The following is a 23,577-nucleotide window of genomic DNA, read 5'->3' on the forward strand; positions in this document are numbered from 1 at the left end:
CGGGGCAGGATTGCCCGCAGGTGCCGCCGCAAGGTGGTGCCGCCAAAAAAACGGCTGGACGATGTCCAGCCGTTTTTTTGTTTACACTGCCGGCAACCCTATCGAGCCAAGGCTCACACCGACCCTGGCGCGACGCATCGTCGACCCGCGCCAAGACAAGTACAAGGAGCAGAGCAGCATGCAAGCCATCGAGATCCGCGAATACGGTGCCCCCGAAGTCCTCCAGCTGACCGAGCGTCCCGACCCGGTTGCGGGGGCGGGCGAGGTCCTGATCCGCGTGGCTGCCGCCGGCGTCAACCGTCCGGACGTATTCCAGCGCACCGGCAACTACCCCGTGCCGCCGGGCGCTTCGGACCTGCCCGGCCTGGAAGTGGCGGGCGTGGTGGTGGGCGGCGACCTGTCGCATGCCGACAACCGCTTCGGCCTGAAGGTGGGCGACCGCGTCTGCGCGCTGGTGCAGGGCGGCGGCTACGCACAGCTGTGCACGGCGCCGCTGGCACAGGTCCTGCCCGCGCCGCAAGGCCTGAGCGATATCGAGGCCGCGGCGCTGCCCGAGACCTTCTTCACCGTCTGGAGCAATGTGTTCGACCGCGGCTGCCTGGGCCAGGGCCCGCGCGGCAAGGATGAGACCCTGCTGATCCAGGGCGGCTCCAGCGGCATCGGCACGACCGCGATCCAGATCGCCAAGGCGCTGGGCTACAAGGTGTTTGTCACCGCCGGCACCGATGAGAAATGCAAGGCCTGCGAAGACCTGGGCGCCGATCGCGCGATCAACTACAAGACGCAGGACTTCGTCGCCGAGGTGTCGGCGCTGACCGGCGGCAACGGTGTCGATGTGATCCTCGACATGGTTGCCGGCCCGTACCTGGCGCGCGAGCTGAAGGTCATCGCCGACGATGGCCGCATCGTCATCATTGCGCTGCTGGGTGGCGCCAAGGCCGAGATCCCGTTGGGCGATATCCTGCGCCGGCGCATCACCGTGACCGGCTCCACGCTGCGTCCGCGCCCGGCATCGTTCAAGGGCAAGATCGCCGCGGCACTGCACGAGCAGGTGTGGCCGCTGCTGGCCGCCGGCAGGATCAAGCCGGTGATCCACGAGGTGTTCCCGGCCGCGCAGGCGGCCGATGCGCATCGCCTGATGGAGTCGAGCGAGCATATCGGCAAGATCGTGCTGACCTGGTAAGGCACATCGAGCGTTGCATGTGGCCAATGCTGCCGCCCGCCGCCATCGGGCGGCGGTAGCGCCGTGCCCCCGCCACAAGCTACAATAGCGGGTTTGATTTGGGAGGGGCACTTCGTGAGACAAAAGCTCGTCATCGGCAATTGGAAGATGCATGGCAGCCTGGCTGCAAACGCGGCGCTGCTGGAGGGCATCAAGGCTGGCGCGGCCAAGGCGACGCTGGCGGTCTGCGCGCCGTTCCCCTATCTTGCACAATGCCAGGCGTTGCTGAATGGCTCGCAAGTGGCCTGGGGTGCACAAGATGTGTCGGCAGAGGCGCGCGGCGCCTTCACCGGTGAAGTCTCGGCATCGATGGTGGGTGAGTTTGGCTGCACTTATGTGCTGGTCGGCCACTCGGAGCGCCGCACCTATCATGGCGAAACCGACCAGACCGTCGCGGCCAAGGCGCTGCGCGCGCTGGAATTCGGCATCGTCCCGGTAGTCTGCGTGGGTGAAACACTGGCCCAGCGCGAGGCGGGCGAAACCGAAGCGGTGGTCGGCAGGCAGCTGCAGGCCGTGCTGGACGCGCTGACGGTGGAGCAGCTGAGCCGCGTGGTGCTGGCCTATGAGCCGGTCTGGGCGATCGGCACCGGCAAGACCGCCACAAGCGAGCAGGCGCAGGCGGTGCACGCGTTCTTGCGCGGCCAGGTTGCCGCGCGCGACGCGGGCGTGGCCGAGCGCATGGCCATCCTGTACGGCGGCAGCGTCAAGCCGGACAATGCGGCCGAACTGTTTTCCATGACCGATATCGACGGGGGCCTGATTGGCGGCGCCTCGCTGAAGTCGGCAGATTTTCTCGCGATCGGCAACGCCTGAATGCCGGCCGTTCCGATCGACCGATCAGGCAAGTAACCAGCCAGTAAGGCTTATCTAAATCAAATGGCAATCTTCAAGACTTTGTTGGTGGTGCTGCAGGTGTTGTCGGCGCTGGGCGTGATTGGCCTGGTGCTGATCCAGCATGGCAAGGGCGCCGATGTCGGCGCGGCATTCGGTTCGGGTGCCTCGGGCAGCCTGTTCGGTGCCACCGGCTCGGCAAACTTCCTGTCGCGCACCACCGCCGTGCTGGCCACGCTGTTCTTCGTCTGCACGCTGGCGCTGACGCTGCTGGGCAACTACAAGCCGGCTGCATCGCTGGGCGTGATGGGCGCGGCGCCGGCTTCGGCGCCCGCAGTGGCAGCTGCTTCGGCTCCCGCTGCAGCCCCGGCAGCGGCCGCTGATGCATCGGCGCCGGCAGCTCCCGCTGTACCGAAATAATCCGTAAGCCTTGCGGCGGATTCCTGAGTTTTTTTGCAGTTGTGCGTTGAACAAAGCAAGAAATCTGGGTTAGAATGCAAGGCTTGAAACGATTCCCCAGCGATGGGTTCCGAGCAAAGACGAAAGCCTCTGCAACGGACCTGAAGGGCCTGAAAACCCGGCGCCAGGCAATATTGTTTCTCCCCCAGCCGACGTGGTGAAATTGGTAGACACGCTATCTTGAGGGGGTAGTGGCGAAAGCTGTGCGAGTTCGAGTCTCGCCGTCGGCACCAAACAACTTGATCGGAGTCCCTGGCCGGGCAATGCACCCGAGCGTGGGGCTCCGGCAGTCCGCAAGGCGGCGCGCCATGAGGCTCATGGCTTAGCGCCTGGGGTGGGCAACAGGACGCCGCTTCAGCTGGTGCTGTTGACAACATTCCAGATAAGGCTGGCCGTACCTTGAATCTCGAAGCCTACTTCCCCGTTCTCATCTTCATCATCTTCGGTGTCGTGCTTGGCGTGGCGCTGATGTCGATCGGTCGGATCCTCGGTCCGAACAAGCCCGATCCCGCGAAGCTGTCGCCGTACGAGTGCGGCTTCGAAGCGTTCGAGGACGCGCGCATGAAGTTCGATGTGCGCTACTACCTCATCGCCATCCTGTTTATCCTGTTCGACCTCGAAACCGCCTTCCTGTTTCCGTGGGGTGTCGCCCTGAGGGATATCGGCTGGCCGGGTTTCATCGCCATGGGCGTGTTTCTGCTGGAATTCATCGTGGGCTTCGTCTACATCTGGAAAAAGGGCGCGCTCGATTGGGAGTGATGTGAAATGGCAATCGAAGGCGTTCTCAACGAAGGCTTTGTCACGACTACCGCTGACAAGCTGATCAACTGGACCCGCACCGGGTCGCTGTGGCCGATGACTTTCGGCCTGGCCTGCTGTGCCGTGGAAATGATGCATGCCGGCGCCGCGCGCTACGACATGGACCGCTTCGGCGTGATTTTCCGCCCGTCGCCGCGCCAGTCGGACGTGATGATCGTGGCCGGCACGCTGTGCAACAAGATGGCCCCCGCGCTGCGCAAGGTCTACGACCAGATGGCAGAACCGCGCTGGGTGATCTCGATGGGATCGTGCGCCAATGGCGGCGGTTACTACCACTACTCGTACTCGGTGGTGCGTGGCTGCGACCGCATCGTGCCGGTGGATATCTACGTGCCGGGCTGCCCGCCGACGGCCGAGGCGCTGATCTACGGCGTGATCCAGCTGCAGAACAAGATCAAGCGCACCAACACCATCGCGCGCAAGGGCTGAAATGGCGAAGCTTGACATCCTGAAGGCCGCGCTCGAGAAAGCTCTCGGCAAGCGCGTGCAGAACCTGATCGAGGCGACCGGCGAACTGACGCTGATCGTCAAGGCCGACGACTACCTCGAAGTTGCCCGCATCCTGCGCGACGATCCGTCGCTGCGCTTCGAGCAGCTGATCGACCTGTGCGGCGTGGACTATTCCGAGTACGGCGACGGTGCCTGGGACGGCCTGCGCTTTGCCGCGGTTTCGCAGCTGCTGTCGATCACCCACAACTGGCGCCTGCGCGTGCGCGTGTTCGCCCCGGACGATGATTTCCCGGTGCTGCCGTCGCTGATCGACGTGTGGAACGGCGTCAACTGGTTCGAGCGTGAAGCCTTCGATTTCTACGGCATCGTGTTCGACGGCCATCCGGACCTGCGCCGCATCCTGACCGACTACGGTTTCGTCGGCCATCCGTTCCGCAAGGATTTCCCGGTCTCGGGCTTCGTCGAGATGCGCTACGACCCGGAGCAGAAGCGGGTCATCTACCAGCCGGTCACGATCGAGCCGCGCGAAATCACCCCGCGCGTGATCCGCGAGGACAACTACGGCGGCTTGCACTGATAACGCGCCATGGCAGACATCAAGAACTACACCCTGAACTTCGGCCCGCAACACCCGGCTGCGCACGGCGTGCTGCGCCTGGTGCTGGAGCTGGACGGCGAAGTCATCCAGCGCGCCGACCCCCATATCGGCCTGCTGCACCGTGCCACCGAGAAGCTGGCCGAGCAGAAGACCTGGATCCAGAGCGTGCCGTACATGGACCGACTCGACTATGTGTCGATGATGGTCAACGAGCACGCCTACGTGATGGCGATCGAGCGCCTGCTGGGCCTGGAAGTGCCGGTGCGCGCGCAGTACATCCGCGTGATGTTCGACGAGATCACCCGCCTGCTGAACCACCTGATGTGGATCGGCTCGCACGCGCTGGACGTGGGCGCGATGGCGGTGTTCCTGTACGCCTTCCGCGAGCGCGAGGACATGTTCGACATGTACGAGGCGGTGTCGGGCGCGCGCATGCACGCGGCCTACTACCGTCCGGGCGGCGTCTACCGCGACCTGCCTGACACGATGCCGCAATATCGTGCCTCCAAGGTACACAACGAGCGCGCCATCAAGGCCATGAACGAGGCGCGTTCGGGCTCGCTGCTGGACTTCATCGAGGACTTCACCAACCGGTTCCCGAAGTACGTCGACGAATACGAGACGCTGCTGACCGACAACCGGATCTGGAAGCAGCGCCTGGTGGATATCGGCGTGGTCAGCCCGGAACGTGCGCTGCAGATGGGCTTTACCGGCCCGATGCTGCGTGGCTCCGGCATCGAGTGGGACCTGCGCAAGAAGCAGCCGTACGAGGTGTACGACAAGCTGGACTTCGACGTGCCGGTGGGCGTGGGCGGCGACTGCTACGCGCGCTACCTGGTGCGCGTGGAAGAGATGCGCCAGTCCAACCGCATCATCAGGCAGTGCGTGGAATGGCTGCGCCGCAACCCGGGCCCGGTGATCACCGACAACCACAAGGTGGCGCCGCCCTCGCGCGTGGACATGAAGTCCAACATGGAAGAACTGATCCACCACTTCAAGCTGTTCACCGAAGGCATGCACGTGCCGGAAGGCGAAGCGTATGCAGCGGTGGAGCATCCGAAGGGCGAATTTGGCATCTACGCGATCTCGGACGGGGCCAACAAGCCGTACCGCCTGAAGATCCGTGCACCTGGTTTCCCTCACCTGGCCGCGCTCGACGAAATGGCCAAGGGACACATGATTGCTGACGCGGTAACGATCATCGGCACGCAAGACATCGTCTTCGGCGAGATCGACCGCTAATCACGGACCGCCGGCCCGGACGACGATCCGGGCGCTTTCCGCGGCGCTCCCCAGGGGGAGCGGGCGGAAGACCCGCGGCGGACCGGTACGGCCTCAGGCCTGCCGGCGGAACGGGCAGCGACGGCTGCAAACCTGCGGAAGGGAACGCCCGGTGGCGCTGCCTGACGCCGTTTTACTGCAATGACCATGCTATCAGCAGAAGCTCTCAAGGAAATCGATCGCGCGATCGCGAAGTATCCGGCCGACCAGAAGCAGTCGGCCGTGATGGCGGCGCTTGCCGTGGCGCAGGGCGAGGTGGGCTGGGTTTCCCCCGAAGTCATGCAGTTCGTCGCCAGCTATCTCGAGATGCCGCCCGTGTGGGTGGAAGAGGTGGCGACCTTCTACAACATGTATGACACCAAGCCGGTGGGCAAATTCAAGCTCGCCGTCTGCACCAACCTGCCGTGCGCCCTGTCGGGCGGCGAGCGGGCCGGCGAGTACCTGAAGCGCAAGCTCGGGATCGATTACAACGAGACCACCGCTGACGGCTGCTTCACCCTGAAAGAGGGCGAGTGCATGGGCGCTTGCGGCGACGCGCCGGTGATGATCGTCAACAACACCCGCATGTGCAGCTTCATGAGCGACGACAAGCTCGACGCGCTCGTCGACGAGCTGAAAGCCGAAGCTGCCAAGGGGGGCAAGTAACATGACCAGTCTGCACGACCGCCATATCCAGCCGCTGATCCTGGCCGGCCTGGACGGCAAGAATTGGCACCTGGAAGACTACGTCAAGCGTGGCGGCTACCAGCAACTGAAGCGCATTCTGACCGAGAAGATCCCGCCCGAGCAGGTGATCGCCGACGTCAAGGCCTCGGGCCTGCGGGGCCGCGGCGGTGCGGGCTTCCCGACCGGCCTGAAGTGGAGCTTCATGCCGCGCACGTTTCCGGGGCAGAAATACCTGGTCTGCAACACCGATGAAGGCGAGCCCGGCACGTTCAAGGACCGCGACATCATCCGCTACAACCCGCACTCGCTGATCGAAGGCATGGCCATCGGCGCGTATGCGATGGGCATCACCGTGGGCTACAACTATATCCACGGCGAGATCTGGAACGAGTACAAGATCTTCGAGGAAGCGCTCGAAGAGGCGCGCGCTGCCGGCTTCCTGGGCGACAACATCCTGGGTTCGGGCTTCGATTTCCAGCTGCACGCGCACCACGGCTACGGCGCCTATATCTGCGGCGAGGAAACCGCGCTGCTCGAATCGCTGGAAGGCAAGAAGGGCCAGCCGCGTTTCAAGCCGCCTTTCCCGGCCAGCTTTGGCCTGTACGGCAAGCCGACCACCATCAACAACACGGAAACGTTTGCCGCGGTGCCGTTCCTGCTGGCCGTCGGCCCCGAGAACTACCTGAAGCTGGGCAAGCCGAACAACGGCGGCACCAAGATCTTCTCGATCTCGGGTGACGTCGAACGTCCCGGCAATTACGAGATCCCGCTGGGAACGCCGTTCGCCAAGCTGCTGGAGCTCGCCGGCGGCATGCGCGGCGGCAAGCGCATCAAGGCGGTGATCCCGGGCGGTTCGTCCGCGCCGGTGGTGCCGGGCGACCTGATGATGGCGTCCGACATGGACTACGACTCGATCGCCAAGGCCGGCTCGATGCTGGGCTCGGGCGCTGTGATCGTGATGGACGAGACGCGCTGCATGGTCCGCTCGCTGCTGCGCCTGTCGTACTTCTATTTTGAGGAATCGTGCGGCCAGTGCACGCCGTGCCGTGAAGGCACCGGCTGGCTCTACCGCATGGTCAATCGCATCGAACACGGAGAGGGGCGCCAGGAAGACCTGGACCTGCTCAACAACGTCGCGGAAAACATCATGGGCCGCACCATCTGCGCGCTCGGCGATGCCGCGGCGATGCCGGTCCGCGGCATGCTCAAGCACTACTGGAAAGAGTTCGAATATCACGTCGAACACAAGCAGTGCATGGTTCCGGCCTACATCTAAGCGTGGCAGAACATGGTTGAACTAGAGATCGACGGCAAGAAGGTTGAGGTTGCTGAAGGCAGCCTGGTGATGGAAGCAGCCCGCAAGCTGGGCACCTACATCCCGCACTTCTGCTACCACCGCAAACTGTCCATCGCGGCCAACTGCCGCATGTGCCTGGTCGAGGTCGAAAAGGCCCCGAAGGCGCTGCCTGCCTGCGCCACGCCGGTGACCCCCGGCATGAAGGTCTTCACCAATTCGGAGAAGGCGGTCAAGGCGCAGAAGTCCGTGATGGAATTCCTGCTGATCAACCACCCGCTCGACTGCCCGATCTGCGATCAGGGCGGCGAATGCCAGCTGCAGGACCTGGCCGTGGGCTACGGTGCCTCGGAGTCGCGCTACAAGGAAGAGAAGCGCGTGGTGTTCCACAAGAACGTGGGCCCGCTGATCTCCATGGAGGAGATGACCCGCTGCATCCACTGCACCCGCTGCGTGCGCTTCGGCCAGGAAGTGGCCGGCGTGATGGAGCTGGGCATGCTGGGCCGCGGCGAGCATTCGGAAATCACCACCTTCGTCGGCAAGACCGTCGACTCGGAACTGTCGGGCAACATGATCGACCTGTGCCCGGTCGGCGCGCTGACCAGCAAGCCGTTCCGCTACTCGGCCCGTACCTGGGAACTGGCACGCCGCAAGTCGGTGTCGCCGCACGACGGCCTGGGCGCTAACCTGGTGGTGCAGACCAAGAACCAGCGCGTGATGCGCGTGCTGCCGCTGGAAAACGAAGACATCAACGAGTGCTGGATCTCCGACAAGGACCGCTTCTCGTATGAAGGCCTGAACAGCGCCGACCGCCTGACCCGCCCGCTGCTGAAGCAGGGCGGCGAATGGATGGAAACCGACTGGCAGACCGCGCTGGAATATGTGGCCAACGGCCTCGCCAGCATCAAGCGCGATCATGGCGCCGACCAGATCGCCGCGCTGGCCAGCCCGCACAGCACGCTGGAAGAGCTGTTCCTGCTGGGCAAGCTGATGCGCGGCCTGGGCAGCGACAATGTCGACTTCCGCCTGCGCCAGACCGACTTCTCGGCGGCACTGAAGGGCGCGCCGTGGCTGGGCATGCCGGTGGCCGACGTGACCACCCTGCAACGCGTGCTGGTGATCGGCTCGTCGCTGCGCAAGGATCATCCGCTGCTGGCCTCGCGCCTGCGCCAGGCCACCAAGAAGGGTGCCCGCGTGGCGGTGCTGGGTGCCGGCGGTGAAGACCTGCTGATGCCGCTGGCCGCCCGCATCGACGTGGCGCCGTCCGGCTGGACCGCGGCGCTCGCCGGCGTGGCCCGTGCCGTGGCTGCCGCCAAGGGCGTCGCTGCCCCGGCCGGCACTGAAGGTTTCGACGGTGGCGAAGCCGCTGGCAAGGTGGCGGAAGCGCTGCTGTCGGGCGAGCGCCGTGCGGTGTTCCTCGGCAACGAGGCCGTGCGCCATCCGCAGTTCTCGGCGCTGCACGCGCTGGCACAGTGGATCGCCACCGAAACCGGTGCGACGCTGGGCTTCCTGACCGAAGCCGCCAATACCGTCGGCGGCTATGTCGCCGGCGCGCTGCCCAGGCAGGGCGGCGCCAATGCGCAGGCGATGCTGGACACGCCGCGCAAGGCCTACATCCTGCTGAACACCGAACCCGAGTTCGACGCCGCCGACCCGTGCAAGGCGCTGGCCGCGCTGGCCCAGGCCGGCACGGTGGTGGTGCTGTCGCCGTTCCGTTCGGAAGCGGCCATGCAGTACGCCGACGTGATCCTGCCGGTGACGCCGTTCACGGAAACCGCCGGCACCTTCGTCAACTGCGAAGGCAAGCCGCAGAGCTTCAACGGCGTGGTGCGCGCGCTGGGCGAATCGCGTCCGGGCTGGAAGGTGCTGCGCGTGCTGGGCAACCTGCTGGACGTGGCCGGCTTCGACTACGAAACCGCCGAATCGGTGCGTGCCGAAGTGCTGTCGGCCCCGGTCGACGCGCAGCTGGACAACGCCACCGACGCGCCGATCCGCGTGGCCGCCGCTGCCGCCAACGGCATCGAACGCATTGCCGATGTGCCGATCTACCACGCCGATCCGATCGTGCGCCGCGCCGAGTCGCTGCAGCTGAGCGCTGCCGCGCGCCGCGCCATGCAGATCGCGCTGCCGGCCGACCTGTTCGCCAGCCTTGGCATCCAGTCCGGCGATCCGGTGCGGGTCACGCAAGGGCAGGGCAGCGTGGTGCTGCCGGCCGTGCTCGAAGCCACGCTCCCGGCCAACACCGTGCGCGTGCCGGCGGCGACGCCGGCGGCCATGAGCCTGGGCGCGATGTACGGCACGGTCACCGTAGAGAAGGCCATTGACCTGGCGCCGGCCACCGGCACCGTGGCCACGGCGTAAGAACAAGAGCGAGAACAAGACATGATTGACTGGATTACCTCGCAAGGACAGGGTCTGCTGGGTGCCTACTGGACGCCGCTGTGGATCCTGATTCGCGCCGTGATCATCGTGGTGCCGCTGCTGCTGTGCGTGGCTTACCTGATCCTGTGGGAGCGCAAGCTGATCGGCTGGATGCACGTCCGTATCGGCCCGAACCGCGTGGGTCCGCTGGGCCTGCTGCAGCCGATTGCCGACGTGCTGAAGCTGCTGCTCAAGGAAGTCATGATGCCCACGCAGGTCAGCCGGGGCATGTACCTGATTGCCCCGCTGATGGTGCTGATGCCCGCCGTGGCGGTCTGGGCCGTGATTCCGTTCCAGGCTGAAGTGGTGCTGGCGGATGTGAACGCCGGTCTGCTGTACGTGATGGCGATCAGCTCGGTGGGCGTGTACGGCGTGATCCTGGCAGGCTGGGCCTCGAACTCCAAGTACGCCTTCATCGGCGCCATGCGTGCCGCGGCCCAGATGGTGTCGTATGAAATCGCCATGGGCTTTGCGCTGGTGACGGTGCTGATGGTTGCCGGCAGCCTGAACCTGTCGGCCATCGTCAACGGCCAGAACACCGGCTACTTTGCCGACATGGGCATCAACATCCTGTCGTGGAACTGGCTGCCGCTGCTGCCGATGTTCGGCGTCTACTTCATCTCGGGCGTGGCCGAAACCAACCGCCACCCGTTCGACGTGGTGGAAGGCGAGTCGGAAATCGTGGCCGGCCACATGATCGAGTATTCGGGCATGGGCTTCGCGCTGTTCTTCCTGGCCGAGTACATCAACATGATCATCATCTCGACGATGACCGCGCTGATGTTCCTGGGCGGCTGGGCGCCCCCGATCGACAGCGTGCTGACCAACGCGATCCCGGGCTTCTTCTGGCTGGTGATCAAGGTATTCCTGCTGCTGTCCGTCTTCATCTGGATCCGTGCCTCGTTCCCGCGCTACCGCTATGACCAGATCATGCGCCTGGGCTGGAAGGTGTTCATCCCCCTGACGGTGGCGTGGCTGATCATCGTGGCGATCTGGATCAAGTCGCCCTGGAACATCTGGCACTGAACGGCCAAACGACGGTGCGCGCCGGGGCGCGCGCCGTGTGGAAATACTAGGAAGCATCATGCTGCTCGCCATCAAGGACTTCTTCAACAGCCTGCTCCTGAAGGAACTCTTCAAGGGCATGGCCCTGACCGGCCGCTATCTCTTCGCGCGCAAGATCACCGTCCAGTTCCCGGAAGAGAAAACGCCGATCTCGCCGCGCTTCCGTGGTCTGCACGCGCTGCGCCGCTACCCCAACGGGGAAGAGCGCTGCATCGCCTGCAAGCTGTGCGAGGCGGTGTGCCCGGCGCTGGCCATCACGATCGAGTCCGACGCGCGCGCCGACGGCACGCGCCGCACGACCCGCTATGACATCGACCTGACCAAGTGCATCTTCTGCGGTTTCTGCGAAGAGGCCTGCCCGGTCGACGCCATCGTGGAAACGCAGATCCTGGAGTACCACGGCGAGAAGCGCGGCGACCTGTACTTCACCAAGGACATGCTGCTGGCAGTGGGCGACCGCTACGAGCCGCAGATCGCCGCAGCGAAGGCTGCCGACGCAAAGTATCGCTAAGCCGAAGCAGCGACAGAAGTAACGACCGGTTCGCGGCTGCCGCAAGCAGCAGACCTGGCAGCCGCCGCCACCGAATTGAATGCGGTCCCTGCAATGCAAGGGGCCAATGCAAGGATGCCGCAGGAGCGGGCCACCCGAGGGGGTGGCTTGTGCCGGACGGCCCAGAGAGGATCCGATAGGGACCATGGAACTCACGACCACCATCTTCTACGTCTTTGCGCTGGTGCTGGTGCTCTCCGCACTGAAAGTCATCACTGCGAAGAACCCGGTGCATTCCGCACTGTTCCTCGTGCTGTCGTTCTTCACGGCGGCGGCGATCTGGATGCTGCTCAAGGCGGAATTCCTCGCCATCCTGCTGGTGCTGGTCTATGTCGGCGCGGTGATGGTGCTGTTCCTGTTCGTGGTGATGATGATCGACATCGACATCGAGCACCTGCGGCGGGACTTCTGGACCTACGTGCCGATGGCCTCGGTGGTGGGCGCGCTGATCATCGCCGAGATGGCGATCGTGCTGGTGCGCAACTTTATCGGCACCACCACGCCGGTGGCCACCAACGGTTCGCAGGACCCGGGCTACTCGAACACCGCAGCGCTCGGCAAGCTGATCTACACCGACTATATCTACGCCTTCGAAGTGGCCGGCATCATCCTGCTGGTGGCGATCATCGCCGCCGTGGCGCTGACCCTGCGCCGCCGCAAGGACGTCAAGGCCCAGGACGTGTCGGCGCAGCTGCGCACCCGCCGCGACGAGCGCGTGCGCCTGGTGCCGATGCAGTCCGAAGGCCAGACCCAGCAGACGGAAGCCGCGGCTGCCGCCAATAAGAACTAAAGCCCGGAGAAATCGCTGTGCTCTCTCTCGCTCATTTCCTCGTGCTCGGTGCGATCCTGTTTGCGATCAGCATCGTCGGCATCTTCCTGAACCGCAAGAACGTGATCGTGCTGCTGATGGCGATCGAACTGATGCTGCTTGCGGTGAACATCAACTTCGTCGCCTTCTCGCATTACCTGGGCGACCTGGCTGGTCAGGTTTTCGTTTTCTTCATCCTCACGGTGGCCGCCGCCGAGTCGGCAATCGGTCTCGCCATCCTGGTTGTGCTGTTCCGCAACCTGGATACGATCAACGTGGACGACATGGACACCCTCAAGGGCTGATCCGTGGCGCACTACGCAGATACCCAAGACTCACCGACCGCACACCACTAAGCGTCCTATGGCAACCACGCTCAACCCCAACCTGCTGCTTGCGATCCCGCTGGCGCCGCTAGTCGGCTCCGCGATCGCCGGCCTGTTCGGTACCAAGTTCTTTGACCTGTTTTCCTCGGAGTCGCGCGGCGGCCGGATGGTGGCCCACACCTCGACGATTCTGGGCGTGGCCATTGCCTGCGTGCTGTCGGTGATGGTGCTGCTCGACGTCATGAACGGCGCCGGCTACAACGGCACCGTCTATGAGTGGATGGCCATCGGCAGCCTGAAGATGGAGGTCGGCTTCCTGGTCGACTCGCTGACCGCGATGATGATGGTGGTGGTTACCTTTGTCTCGCTGATGGTGCACATCTACACCGTCGGCTACATGGACGGGGACCCCGGCTACAACCGCTTCTTCGCCTACATCTCGCTGTTCACCTTCTCGATGCTGATGCTGGTGATGAGCAACAACTTCCTGCAGCTGTTCTTCGGCTGGGAAGCGGTGGGCCTGGTGTCGTACCTGCTGATCGGCTTCTGGTACACCCGCCCGACGGCGATCTTCGCCAACCTGAAGGCGTTCCTGGTCAACCGCGTCGGCGACTTCGGCTTTATCCTGGGCATCGGCCTGCTGCTGGCCTATGCCGGCAGCATGAACTACACCGAAGTGTTCGCCGCGCGCGACCAGCTGGCGACCGTGATCTTCCCGGGCACCGACTGGCTCATGATCACCGTGGCCTGCATCTGCCTGTTCATCGGCGCGATGGGCAAGTCGGCGCAGTTCCCGCTGCACGTCTGGCTGCCTGACTCGATGGAAGGCCCGACCCCGATCTCGGCGCTGATCCACGCGGCAACGATGGTGACCGCCGGCATCTTCATGGTGGCACGCATGTCGCCGCTGTTCGAGCTGTCGGATACGGCGCTGTCCTTCGTGCTGGTGATCGGTGCCATCACGGCGCTGTTCATGGGCTTCCTGGGCATCATCCAGAATGACATCAAGCGCGTGGTCGCTTACTCGACCCTGTCGCAGCTGGGCTACATGACCGTGGCGCTGGGCGCTTCGGCATACTCGGTGGCCGTGTTCCACCTGATGACGCACGCGTTCTTCAAGGCACTGCTGTTCCTGGGCGCGGGCTCGGTCATCATCGGCATGCACCACGACCAGGACATCCGCAACATGGGCGGCCTGCGCAAGTACATGCCGCTCACCTGGATCACCTCGCTGGTGGGTTCGCTGGCGCTGATCGGCACGCCGTTCTTCGCGGGCTTCTACTCCAAGGACTCGATCATCGAGGCCGTGGCCGAGTCGCATATCGCCGGTTCGGGCTTTGCCTACTTCGCCGTGCTGGCGGGCGTGTTCGTCACCGCGTTCTACTCGTTCCGCATGTACTTCCTGGTCTTCCATGGCAAGGAGCGCTGGGGCCAGAACCATGCCCACCAGCATCATGAAGGCGACCATGAGGACGAAGAGGTCTCGCACGACCACCACCATGGCCTGGCCGCCGGCGAGAAGCCGCACGAGTCGCCGTGGGTGGTGACGCTGCCGCTGGTGCTGCTGGCGATCCCGTCGGTGATCGTCGGTGCGATCGCGATCGAGCCGATGCTGTTCGGCAACTTCTTCAAGAACGGCATCGCGTTCAAGGATGTGATCTTCGTCGGCGAGAACCACCACGCCATGGCCGAGCTCAAGGAAGCGTTCCACGGCTGGGTGGCAATGGCGATCCACTCGCTGACCACGCCCGTGCTGTGGCTGGCCGTCGCCGGTGTGGTGCTGTCCTGGTTCTTCTATATGAAGCGCCCGGATATCCCTGAAGCCATCGCGAACCGCTTCTCGGGTCTCTACAAGCTGCTGGACAACAAGTACTACATGGACGCCATCAACCAGGCCGTGTTCGCCCGCGGCGCACGCCTGCTCGGTACCGGCCTGTGGAAGGGCGGCGACCAGAGCGTGATCGACGGCCTGTTCGTCAACGGCGCGGCGCGCCTGGTGGCTTCGTTTGCTTCGGCAAGCCGCTACCTGCAGTCGGGCTATATCTACCACTACGCGTTCGCGATGATCGTCGGCATGCTGGTGCTGCTGACGCTGACGGTCACGGGCGTGATCGGCACCAAGTGATAGGCACCAAGTAAGGAAAACATAGAAATGGTTCTGTCTTTCTCAATCTGGCTGCCTGTCTTTTTCGGCCTGCTGATCCTGGCCTTCGGCTCGGACCGCAGCCCTGGCTTTGTCCGGTGGATGTCGCTGTTCGGCTCGATCGCCAGCTTTGTCGTCACGCTGCCGCTGGTCTTCGGCTTCGACCGCGCCAGCGCGGCCATGCAGTTCGTCGAAAAGGCGAGCTGGATCGAACGCTTCAATATCAACTACCTGCTGGGTGTTGACGGCATCTCGATGTGGTTCGTGGTGCTGACCGCCTTCATCACGGTGATCGTGGTGATCTCGGCCTGGGAAGTGATCACCGAGCGTGTGGCCGAATACATGGCCTCGTTCCTGATCCTGTCGGGCCTGATGGTCGGCGTGTTCTGCACGCTGGACGGCATGCTGTTCTACGTGTTCTTCGAAGCCACGCTGATCCCGATGTACATCATCATCGGTGTCTGGGGCGGCCCGAACCGCGTCTATGCCGCGTTCAAGTTCTTCCTGTACACGCTGGCGGGCTCGCTGCTGACGCTGATCGCGCTGCTGTACCTGTACAACAAGACCGGTACCTTCGACATCCTGCAATGGCACCAGGCCAAGCTGTCGATGAACGAGCAGATCGCGCTGTTCATTGCCTTCTTCGTCGCCTTCGCGGTCAAGGTGCCGATGTGGCCGGTGCACACCTGGCTGCCCGACGCCCACGTGGAAGCGCCGACCGGCGGTTCGGTGGTGCTGGCCGCCATCATGCTGAAGCTGGGCGCCTACGGTTTCCTGCGGTTCTCGCTGCCGATCGCGCCTGACGCCAGCCACTACCTGGCCCCGTTCATCATCACCATCTCGCTGATCGCGGTGATCTACATCGGCCTGGTGGCCCTGGTGCAGGCCGACATGAAGAAGCTGGTGGCGTACTCGTCGATCGCCCACATGGGCTTCGTCACGCTGGGCTTCTTCATCTTCAGCGACATCGGCGTGGAAGGCGGCATCGTGCAGATGATCTCGCACGGCTTTATCTCCGGCGCGATGTTCCTTTGCATCGGCGTGCTGTACGACCGCGTGCACTCGCGCCAGATCGCCGACTACGGCGGCGTGGTCAACACTATGCCCAAGTTCGCCGCGCTGGCAGTGTTCTTCGCGATGGCCAACTGCGGCCTGCCGGCCACCTCGGGCTTCGTCGGCGAATTCATGGTGATCCTGGGCGCGGTCAAGTTCGACTTCTGGATCGGCCTGCTGGCCGCCACCGCCCTGATCTTCGGCGCCGCCTACTCGCTGTGGATGGTCAAGCGCGTGATCTTCGGCGACATCGTCCACCAGCACGTGCGCGAGCTGGTCGACCTGAACAAGCGTGAGTTCGTCATGCTCGGCCTGCTGGCCATCATGACGCTGTACATGGGCCTGCACCCGAAGCCCTTTACCGACGTGATGCACGCGTCCGTGGTGAACCTGCTGTCCCACGCGGCACAGTCCAAGCTGTAATCGGGGAGAGAAATCAACATGCAAACGTCCTCGACACTCGGCCCCGTGGCGCCGATTATTTTCCTGGCGATCGCCATCGGCGCGGTCAACTGGATCGACCTTGCACGTGGCAAGGGCAAGCAAAGCGTGGCATATCCGCTGTCGCTGCTGGCCACGCTGGCGCTGACCGTCTGGTTCGGCCTGAATGCCGCCGCCGGCGAGACGCACTACGCGTTCGCCAACCTGGTCGTGATCGATCCGATGGCAAACGTGCTGTCCGCGTTCTGCTCTGCCGGCCTGTTCGTGACACTGGTCTACACGCGCCGCTATCTGGCGGATCGCGACATGTTTGCCGGCGAGTTCTACCAGCTCGCGCTGTTCACGCTGGGCGGCCAGATCGTGATGATCACCGGCAACAACTTCCTGACCCTGTACCTGGGCCTGGAGCTGCTGTCGCTGTCGTCGTACGCACTGGTGGCACTGCGCCGCGAATCGCGCGTGACTTCGGAATCGGCGATGAAGTACTTCGTGCTGGGCGCGCTGGCTTCGGGCTTCCTGCTGTACGGCATCTCGATGATGTATGGCGCCACCGGTTCGCTGAACCTGGGCGAAGTGTTCCGCGTGGTCGAGTCGGGCCGCGTCAACACCACCATGCTGGCCTTTGGCGTGGTCTTTATCGTCGCCGGCCTGTCGTTCAAGCTGGGTGCCGCGCCGTTCCACATGTGGATCCCGGACATCTACCAGGGTTCGCCGACCGCGGTGACGCTGCTGATCGCCGGCGGCCCGAAGGTTGCTGCTTTTGCGCTGTTTATCCGCGTGCTGGTGGAAGGCCTGCTGCCGCTGGCCAATGACTGGCAGATGATGCTGGTGGTGCTGTCGATCATCTCGCTGGCCATCGGCAACCTGACCGCCATCGTGCAGAGCAACCTGAAGCGGATGCTGGCGTACTCGACCATCTCGCACATGGGCTTCGTGCTGCTGGGCCTGCTGTCGGGCGTGGTCGCCAACAAGGCTGACGGCGCCGCCGATGCGTACAGCTCGGCGATGTTCTACTCGGTGACCTACCTGCTGACCACGCTGGGCACTTTCGGCATCATCCTGCTGCGCACGAACAAGGGTTTCGAGGCCGAGACCCTGGAAGACCTGAGGGGCATGTCGCGCCGCAACCCGTGGTTCGCGTTCCTGATGCTGGTGATGATGTTCTCGCTGGCCGGCATTCCGCCGACCGTGGGCTTCTATGCCAAGCTGGCCGTGCTGGATGCGGTGGTCAAGTCGGGCATGACCTGGCTGGCCGTGGTGGCCGTGCTGTTCTCGCTGATCGGCGCGTTCTATTACCTGCGTATCGTCAAGCTGATGTACTTCGATGCGCCCGCTGCTGAAGAAGAGCTGGAAGCAACCTTTGGCCTGCGCTCGATGCTGAGCGTGAACGGCGCCGCGGTGATCCTGCTGGGTATTTTCCCGGCCGCGCTGATGAACCTGTGCTACCAGGCCATCCGCTCGACCCTGGGTTCCTGATCCGCCACATGCCATGAGCGCATCCGCAAGCGGCTGGTTTGTCATCCTGCTGGCACTGATCAGTGCGAACCTGCCGTTTGTGAACCAGCGCCTGTTCGTGCTGATCCCGCTGCGGCGGGCGCGCAAGCCGCTGTGGCTGCGCCTGCTGGAACTGATCGTATGGTTCGCGGTGGCGGGCGCCGCCGGCTTTGCGGTGGAGGCCAGCCTTGGCAACGCCTTCCCGCAGGGCTGGCAGTTTTATGCCATTACCGCGTGCATGATGCTGGTGTTTGCCTTCCCGGGCTTCACCTGGCAATACCTCGTCAAACACCGCACGGCCTGAAGCCGGTCTTGTCGGCGCCGGGCCCTGCCTGATCCGGAGCGTCCATGACCGACAAGATCCAACGCGGCACCCCGCCTACCGCTGAACCCGCCGGGAACGACGACGCACTGAAGGAAGTGTGCGTCGCCTCGGCCACGGTCCATCGCGGCAAGTTCCTCACCCTCAAGCAAGATATCGTCAGGCTGCCGGACGGCAAGCAGACCGGGCGCGAGTACGTGGTCCATCCGGGCGCGGTGATGATGATCCCGCTGTTCAGCGACGGCACCGTGCTGATGGAGCGCCAGTTCCGCTATCCGATCGGCGAAGTGATGCTGGAATTCCCCGCCGGCAAGCTTGATCCGGAAGAGGGCGCGCAGCGCTGCGGCGAACGCGAACTGCTGGAGGAGACCGGCTACAGCGCGGCGCGCTGGGACTACCTGACGCGCATCCACCCGGTTATCTCGTATTCCACCGAGTTCATCGACATCTTCCTGGCGCGCGACCTGACGCATGGCGAGGCGCAGCTCGACGACGGCGAGTTCATCGAGACCTTCATCACGCCGGTGGGGCAGGTGATCGATTGGGTCCGCAGCGGCCGCATCACCGATGTAAAGACCATCATCGGCGCATTCTGGCTGGAAAAAGTGATCTCGGGTGCCTGGCAACCGGGCGAACAGCCGCTGCCGCATTACGCCGTATAGTGAGTAGTGAGCCGCGTGGATTCTGCGCCATGCGGTTGTTCCCGAACGGTCGTTCTAAAAAATTTAGCACGACCGTTCACAAAATTTCGATTCGCGGATAATATAGCTTTTGACGGGCTGGAAAGATCATGAAGGTGCTCGACCTGCGCTGCGCGCATGACCATGGTTTCGAGGGCTGGTTTGCCTCGGAAGAAGATGCGCAGTCGCAAATCTCGCGTGACCTCGTCCAATGCCCGGTCTGTGGCGACCACGCCGTGACGCGGCTGCCCAGCGCGCCGCGCCTGAACCTGTCGGGCGCGACCGCGCGCGAAGGCAGCGCCAGGCCGGCGCAGCCGGCTGCCGCACCGGAGACACTGCAAGCGCTCTATATGAAGGCAGTGAAGCAGGTGCTGGCACAGACCGAGGATGTTGGCGATCGCTTTGCCGAAGAGGCAAGGCGCATGCACTATGACGAGGCGCCGGAACGCGGCATTCGCGGTTCGGCCTCGGCGGAGGAGGTGCAGGCGCTGGCCGAAGAGGGCATCGAGACTTTCCCGCTCGTGGTGCCGGATGCGCTGAAGCAGACGGCTCACTGAATTGCGTCTTGTGCCCGTTTGCTGTCGGCGCTTGACGTGCAGGCAGAACAAACCGCCGGCGGCCCCACGCCAAGCCGGCACCACTGGAGACGGGCATGGATCTCAACTACTCGGCGTCCGACAACGCCTTCCGCGAGGAAGTGCGTAGCTGGCTCGAAGCCAACTTGCCGGCGGACATCCGCAGCAAGATTCTCAACCACCGCCGTCCGAACCGCGACGACCTGGTGCGCTGGCACAAGACCCTGGCCGGCAAGGGCTGGTCGGCACCGCACTGGCCCGTCCAGTACGGCGGCACCGGCTGGAACGCCACCCAGCGCCATATCTGGGATGAAGAGAACGCCCGCGTCGGCGCGCCCGGCGTGCTGCCGTTCGGTGTGGCGATGGTCGCGCCGGTGATCATGAAGTACGGCAGCGAAGAGCAAAAGTCGTACTACCTGCCGCGCATCCTGGACTGCACCGACTGGTGGTGCCAGGGCTATTCGGAGCCGGGCTCGGGCTCGGACCTGGCCTCGCTGAAGACCCGTGCCGAGCTGACTTCGGACGGCAAGCACTACATCGTCAACGGCCAGAAGACCTGGACCACGCTCGGCCAGCACGCCGACATGATCTTCTGCCTGGTGCGCACCGACCCCGAAGCCAAGAAGCAGGAGGGCATCTCGTTCCTGCTGATCGACATGAAGACCCCGGGCATCACCGTGCGCCCGATCATCATGCTCGACGAAGAGCATGAGGTGAACGAAGTCTTCTTCGACAACGTCGAGGTGCCGGTCGAGAACCGCGTCGGCGAAGAGAACAAGGGCTGGACCTACGCCAAGTACCTGCTGGGCCACGAGCGCACCGGGATCGCCCGCGTGGGCAACTCCAAGCGCGAGCTGGGCTTCCTCAAGCGCGTGGCGCGCCAGCAGCAGAAGAACGGCAAGCCGCTGCTGGAAGACCCGGTGTTCGGCGCCAAGGTGGCCGCGCTGGAAATCGAGCTGATGGCGCTGGAAATCACCGTGCTGCGCGTGGTCTCGAGCGAAGCGGCAGGCAAGGGCCCCGGCCCCGAGGCCTCGATGCTCAAGATCAAGGGCACCGAGATCCAGCAGCTGCTGACCGAGCTGATGGTCGAGGCCGTCGGCCCGTACGCGCAGCCGTTCGACACCGCCTACCTGGAGTGCGAGACCGAGCACGCCGTGACCGGCTACGACGACGCCGCGCCGCTGGCCGCGTACTACTTCAACTATCGCAAGACCTCCATCTATGGCGGGTCCAACGAAATTCAGAAGAACATCATCAGCCAGATGATTCTGGGGCTGTGAGGAGACACGCAACATGAACTTCAATCTCAGCGACGAACAGAAGCAGCTGGCCGACGCCGTCCGCCGTTTCATCGACAAGGACTACGGCTTCGAGTCCCGCAAGCAGAACTACGAAAGCGCCGCCGGCTATGGCGACGCCGCCTGGGGCTCGCTGGTCGAGCTTGGCCTGACCGCGCTGCCGGTGCCGGAAGCGCAGGGCGGTTTCGCGGGCAAGGCCCTGGACATGATGGTGGTGCAGCAGGAGCTGGGCCGAGGCCTGATCGTGGAGCCGTACCTGGCCACGGTGGTGGGCGCCTACGCCCTGGGCCTGGCCGGTGGCCAGGATGCACTGCTGGAACAGGTCGCCGGCGGCGAACTGAAGCTGACCGTGGCCTTCAACGAGCCGCAGGCGCGCTATGAACTGAACAACGTGCGCGTCACCGCCCGCGACGGCAAGCTCAACGGCCGCAAGACCGTGGTGCTGCACGGCGGCCAGGCCGACAAGCTGATCGTGTCGGCCCGCAGCAGCGGTGCCGAAGCCGACCAGGACGGCATCTCGCTGTTCCTGGTGGATGCCAGGGGCGCCGGCGTCAGCATCAAGGACTACCGCACCATCGACAACCTGCGCGCGGCCGACATCACCTTCCAGGATGCCCCCGCGCAACTGCTGGGCGAAGCCGGCAAGGCCTTCCCGGTGATCGAGCAAGTGGCCGACTACGCTGCCGTGCTGCTGTGCGCCGAGGCCGTGGGCGTGATGGATACGCTCAATGCCGCCACGCTGGAATACGCCAAGACGCGCCAGCAGTTCGGCGTGCCGATCGCGCGCTTCCAGGCGCTGCAGCACCGCATGGTGGAGATGTTCATCCACGCCGAGCAGTCGCGCTCGATCACGCTGCTGGCCGCGGCACGCTTCGAAGAAGTAACGCCGGAAGAGCGCCGCCGCTATGTCTCCGCCGCCAAGGCGCGCGTGGGGCAGGCAGCGCGCACGGTTGGCCAGGAGGCAGTGCAGATCCACGGCGGCATGGGCGTGACCAACGAACTGCCGGCCGCGCACATGTTCAAGCGGCTGACGCTGATCAACACCACCTTCGGCGACGTGGATCACCACCTGGGCAGGTTCGCCGCCCAGCCGGGGTTCCAGGAAGCTGCCTGATCCTGCCAGTCCAATCAAAACCGCGCTGTAGTCCAGGCGCGGTTTTTTTCTTTGGGGACCGTTAGGGGCGGGTTCGGCAAATACGGACGCCGGCCCCCGGCGGCCATGCGATCATTGCCTGAGCAAACTTGGTGCCATGGCGCCAATCACTACAGAGAGACAACCGATGCTGTATTTCGAGGACTTTGAAGTCGGCAGCCGCCGCGAACTGGGTTCGTACCTCGTCACCGAGGAAGAGATCCTGGCCTTTGCCCGCCAGTACGATCCGCAGCCGTTCCATATCGACAAGGAAGCCGCTGCCAGGAGCATCTATGGCGGCGTGATCTCGAGCGGCTGGATGACGTGCTCGATCATGATGCGGCTGCTGGTGCTGAGCACCACCGGCAAGTCGGCCAGCATGGGCTCGCCTGGCGTGGACGAGATCCGCTGGCTCAAGCCCGTCTACGCCGGCGACACGCTCACCGTCGTGCTGAATGTGCTCGATACCCGGCCGTCGCAGTCCAAGCCGGACCGCGGCGTGGTCCACACCCAGTGGGAAGCCACCAACCAGCGCGGCGAACTGGTCTGCACCGTCAAGGGCATGGGCATGTACGGCCGCCGCCCCGCTTAAGAACACTTTATCGTCAAGAGGAGACTATCGACATGCGTACCATCGCATCGCTGGAAGAACTGGAAGGCCTGCAGGGCCAGGAGGTCGCGGTCAGCGACTGGATCGAGGTGACCCAGCAGCAGGTCAACCAGTTTGCCGATGCCACCGGCGACCACCAGTGGATTCACATCGACGTGGAGCGCGCGAAGAAGGAGTCGCCCTATGGCGGCCCGATCGCGCACGGCTTCCTGACGCTGTCGCTGCTGCCCAAGTTCATGCACAACGCGCTGCACATGCCGTCGAAGATCGGCGTTAACTACGGCCTGAACCGCGTGCGCTTCACGGCACCCGTGCCGGTGGGCAGCAAGCTGCGCGCGCGCATCAAGCTGCTGAAGGTCGAGCGTCTCGATCCGCTGCCGAAGTCGCCCGAACTGGTTGGCGCACAGTCGACCTGGGAAGTCACGGTGGAGCGCGAAGGCAGCGACCGTCCGGTCTGTGTCGCCGAGTCGATCACGCGCCGCTACGGGTGACGGATACGCAGTTTTGACGCGGTGCGACAATATGCCACACAGGCATGTCGCACCCCTGGAGGCCGCCTGATGCGCGGCTTTCTGCATTTTTAGGAACCGATTTGTGACGTTGATGCCGGTCAAATGCTGCTTCGCGGATTTGTGCGTCGATTGTCCGTTCTGCTGAACAGTGTGTTCTGTGCCGTTGGGTTTACCCCTAATGTTGCGTTGCGGTACAGTCGCGCCCACGATGTTTTACGTGTTGCGCTCCCCGGCCGAAAACCGCGCTTGCCATGAAGGCAAGTCCGTCGGGAAGTGCAAAAACCTCGTATTCCAACGCTACCCGGCCGCCGTACTGAGCCGGGACCGTTCGCGGTTTCGGCCAGGTGCCGCAGCGCCGGCAAGGTCCTACAGGGCCTGCAGCGCACGCAGTCAGTTGTCCTTCCGTGTTCATGGCGTTGCAAGGCCGCATGGTCCCCCGGCGTTCGATCCGCCGCCCGACCGCAACGCCAGCTAAGGACACGTCCTTCCGGTTTTCCCTCAGCCCCACGCCTCTTGCGCGAGCATCA

General features: G+C 64.2%; 24 protein-coding genes and 1 tRNA gene. All 25 read left to right on the top strand.

What is annotated here, in order from left to right; genetic code table 11:
* Positions 1–178 precede the first annotated feature (178 nt).
* The gene (locus AC3WRI_RS16450) at positions 179–1,183 is read left to right on the top strand and encodes an NAD(P)H-quinone oxidoreductase (protein WP_492293601.1); all 1,005 of its coding nucleotides are present in this window, start codon (positions 179–181) and stop codon (positions 1,181–1,183) included.
* 114 nt (positions 1,184–1,297) lie between these two features.
* The gene (gene tpiA, locus AC3WRI_RS16455; RefSeq protein WP_011614855.1) at positions 1,298–2,035 is read left to right on the top strand and encodes a triose-phosphate isomerase; all 738 of its coding nucleotides are present in this window, start codon (positions 1,298–1,300) and stop codon (positions 2,033–2,035) included.
* Positions 2,036–2,098: 63 nt separating this feature from the next.
* Positions 2,099–2,473 (top strand): preprotein translocase subunit SecG, encoded by a 375-nt coding sequence (secG, locus tag AC3WRI_RS16460; RefSeq protein WP_439671473.1) that lies wholly within the window; start codon positions 2,099–2,101, stop codon positions 2,471–2,473.
* A 187-nt stretch (positions 2,474–2,660) separates the two neighbouring features.
* Positions 2,661–2,745, top strand: a tRNA-Leu gene (locus tag AC3WRI_RS16465).
* A gap of 166 nt (positions 2,746–2,911) precedes the next feature.
* Complete coding sequence (locus tag AC3WRI_RS16470) at positions 2,912–3,271, top strand: NADH-quinone oxidoreductase subunit A (RefSeq protein ID WP_010809131.1); 360 nt, start codon at positions 2,912–2,914, stop codon at positions 3,269–3,271.
* Positions 3,272–3,277: 6 nt separating this feature from the next.
* Positions 3,278–3,760: a NuoB/complex I 20 kDa subunit family protein gene (locus tag AC3WRI_RS16475; protein ID WP_008643342.1), complete on the top strand. Its 483-nt coding sequence runs from the start codon at positions 3,278–3,280 to the stop codon at positions 3,758–3,760.
* Position 3,761: 1 nt separating this feature from the next.
* Positions 3,762–4,358, top strand: a complete 597-nt coding sequence (locus AC3WRI_RS16480) for an NADH-quinone oxidoreductase subunit C (RefSeq protein ID WP_010809130.1) — start codon at positions 3,762–3,764, stop codon at positions 4,356–4,358.
* 9 nt (positions 4,359–4,367) lie between these two features.
* Complete coding sequence (locus tag AC3WRI_RS16485; RefSeq protein ID WP_010809129.1) at positions 4,368–5,621, top strand: NADH-quinone oxidoreductase subunit D; 1,254 nt, start codon at positions 4,368–4,370, stop codon at positions 5,619–5,621.
* Between the two features lie 186 nt (positions 5,622–5,807).
* On the top strand, positions 5,808–6,305 hold the full coding sequence (gene nuoE / locus AC3WRI_RS16490) for an NADH-quinone oxidoreductase subunit NuoE (RefSeq protein WP_010809128.1): 498 nt from the start codon (positions 5,808–5,810) through the stop codon (positions 6,303–6,305).
* A 1-nt stretch (position 6,306) separates the two neighbouring features.
* Positions 6,307–7,602 carry an NADH-quinone oxidoreductase subunit NuoF gene (nuoF, locus tag AC3WRI_RS16495; RefSeq protein WP_010809127.1) on the top strand — a complete coding sequence of 432 codons (1,296 nt, stop codon included), beginning with the start codon at positions 6,307–6,309 and terminating at the stop codon, positions 7,600–7,602.
* Positions 7,603–7,614: 12 nt separating this feature from the next.
* Positions 7,615–9,981 (top strand): NADH-quinone oxidoreductase subunit NuoG, encoded by a 2,367-nt coding sequence (gene nuoG / locus AC3WRI_RS16500; protein ID WP_492293603.1) that lies wholly within the window; start codon positions 7,615–7,617, stop codon positions 9,979–9,981.
* A gap of 21 nt (positions 9,982–10,002) precedes the next feature.
* Positions 10,003–11,067, top strand: coding sequence for an NADH-quinone oxidoreductase subunit NuoH (nuoH, locus tag AC3WRI_RS16505; protein WP_010809125.1), 1,065 nt, complete (start codon positions 10,003–10,005; stop codon positions 11,065–11,067).
* Between the two features lie 58 nt (positions 11,068–11,125).
* Positions 11,126–11,617: an NADH-quinone oxidoreductase subunit NuoI gene (gene nuoI, locus AC3WRI_RS16510; protein WP_010809124.1), complete on the top strand. Its 492-nt coding sequence runs from the start codon at positions 11,126–11,128 to the stop codon at positions 11,615–11,617.
* Positions 11,618–11,801: 184 nt separating this feature from the next.
* Positions 11,802–12,446 (top strand): NADH-quinone oxidoreductase subunit J, encoded by a 645-nt coding sequence (locus AC3WRI_RS16515; RefSeq protein WP_010809123.1) that lies wholly within the window; start codon positions 11,802–11,804, stop codon positions 12,444–12,446.
* A gap of 17 nt (positions 12,447–12,463) precedes the next feature.
* Positions 12,464–12,769, top strand: a complete 306-nt coding sequence (nuoK, locus tag AC3WRI_RS16520) for an NADH-quinone oxidoreductase subunit NuoK (RefSeq protein WP_010809122.1) — start codon at positions 12,464–12,466, stop codon at positions 12,767–12,769.
* Positions 12,770–12,827: 58 nt separating this feature from the next.
* A complete protein-coding gene (gene nuoL, locus AC3WRI_RS16525; protein ID WP_010809121.1) occupies positions 12,828–14,915 on the top strand; it encodes an NADH-quinone oxidoreductase subunit L in 2,088 nt (695 codons plus the stop codon).
* Between the two features lie 27 nt (positions 14,916–14,942).
* Entirely contained in the window at positions 14,943–16,409 is a 1,467-nt protein-coding gene (locus tag AC3WRI_RS16530; protein ID WP_010809120.1) for an NADH-quinone oxidoreductase subunit M, read from the top strand.
* A gap of 18 nt (positions 16,410–16,427) precedes the next feature.
* Positions 16,428–17,903, top strand: a complete 1,476-nt coding sequence (gene nuoN, locus AC3WRI_RS16535) for an NADH-quinone oxidoreductase subunit NuoN (protein ID WP_010809119.1) — start codon at positions 16,428–16,430, stop codon at positions 17,901–17,903.
* Positions 17,904–17,916: 13 nt separating this feature from the next.
* On the top strand, positions 17,917–18,225 hold the full coding sequence (locus tag AC3WRI_RS16540; protein ID WP_010809118.1) for a DUF2818 family protein: 309 nt from the start codon (positions 17,917–17,919) through the stop codon (positions 18,223–18,225).
* Between the two features lie 44 nt (positions 18,226–18,269).
* The gene (locus tag AC3WRI_RS16545) at positions 18,270–18,905 is read left to right on the top strand and encodes an NUDIX domain-containing protein (RefSeq protein WP_010809117.1); all 636 of its coding nucleotides are present in this window, start codon (positions 18,270–18,272) and stop codon (positions 18,903–18,905) included.
* Between the two features lie 128 nt (positions 18,906–19,033).
* A complete protein-coding gene (locus AC3WRI_RS16550) occupies positions 19,034–19,480 on the top strand; it encodes a DUF1178 family protein (protein ID WP_011614859.1) in 447 nt (148 codons plus the stop codon).
* 95 nt (positions 19,481–19,575) lie between these two features.
* On the top strand, positions 19,576–20,778 hold the full coding sequence (locus AC3WRI_RS16555; protein ID WP_010809115.1) for an acyl-CoA dehydrogenase family protein: 1,203 nt from the start codon (positions 19,576–19,578) through the stop codon (positions 20,776–20,778).
* Positions 20,779–20,791: 13 nt separating this feature from the next.
* Positions 20,792–21,910: an acyl-CoA dehydrogenase family protein gene (locus AC3WRI_RS16560; protein WP_011614860.1), complete on the top strand. Its 1,119-nt coding sequence runs from the start codon at positions 20,792–20,794 to the stop codon at positions 21,908–21,910.
* Positions 21,911–22,076: 166 nt separating this feature from the next.
* Positions 22,077–22,520 carry a MaoC family dehydratase gene (locus AC3WRI_RS16565; RefSeq protein WP_011614861.1) on the top strand — a complete coding sequence of 148 codons (444 nt, stop codon included), beginning with the start codon at positions 22,077–22,079 and terminating at the stop codon, positions 22,518–22,520.
* 32 nt (positions 22,521–22,552) lie between these two features.
* Positions 22,553–23,029 carry a MaoC family dehydratase gene (locus AC3WRI_RS16570; RefSeq protein WP_010809112.1) on the top strand — a complete coding sequence of 159 codons (477 nt, stop codon included), beginning with the start codon at positions 22,553–22,555 and terminating at the stop codon, positions 23,027–23,029.
* The last annotated feature ends 548 nt before the right edge of the window (positions 23,030–23,577 follow it).

The organism is Cupriavidus sp. FW305-27, assembly GCF_058787995.1.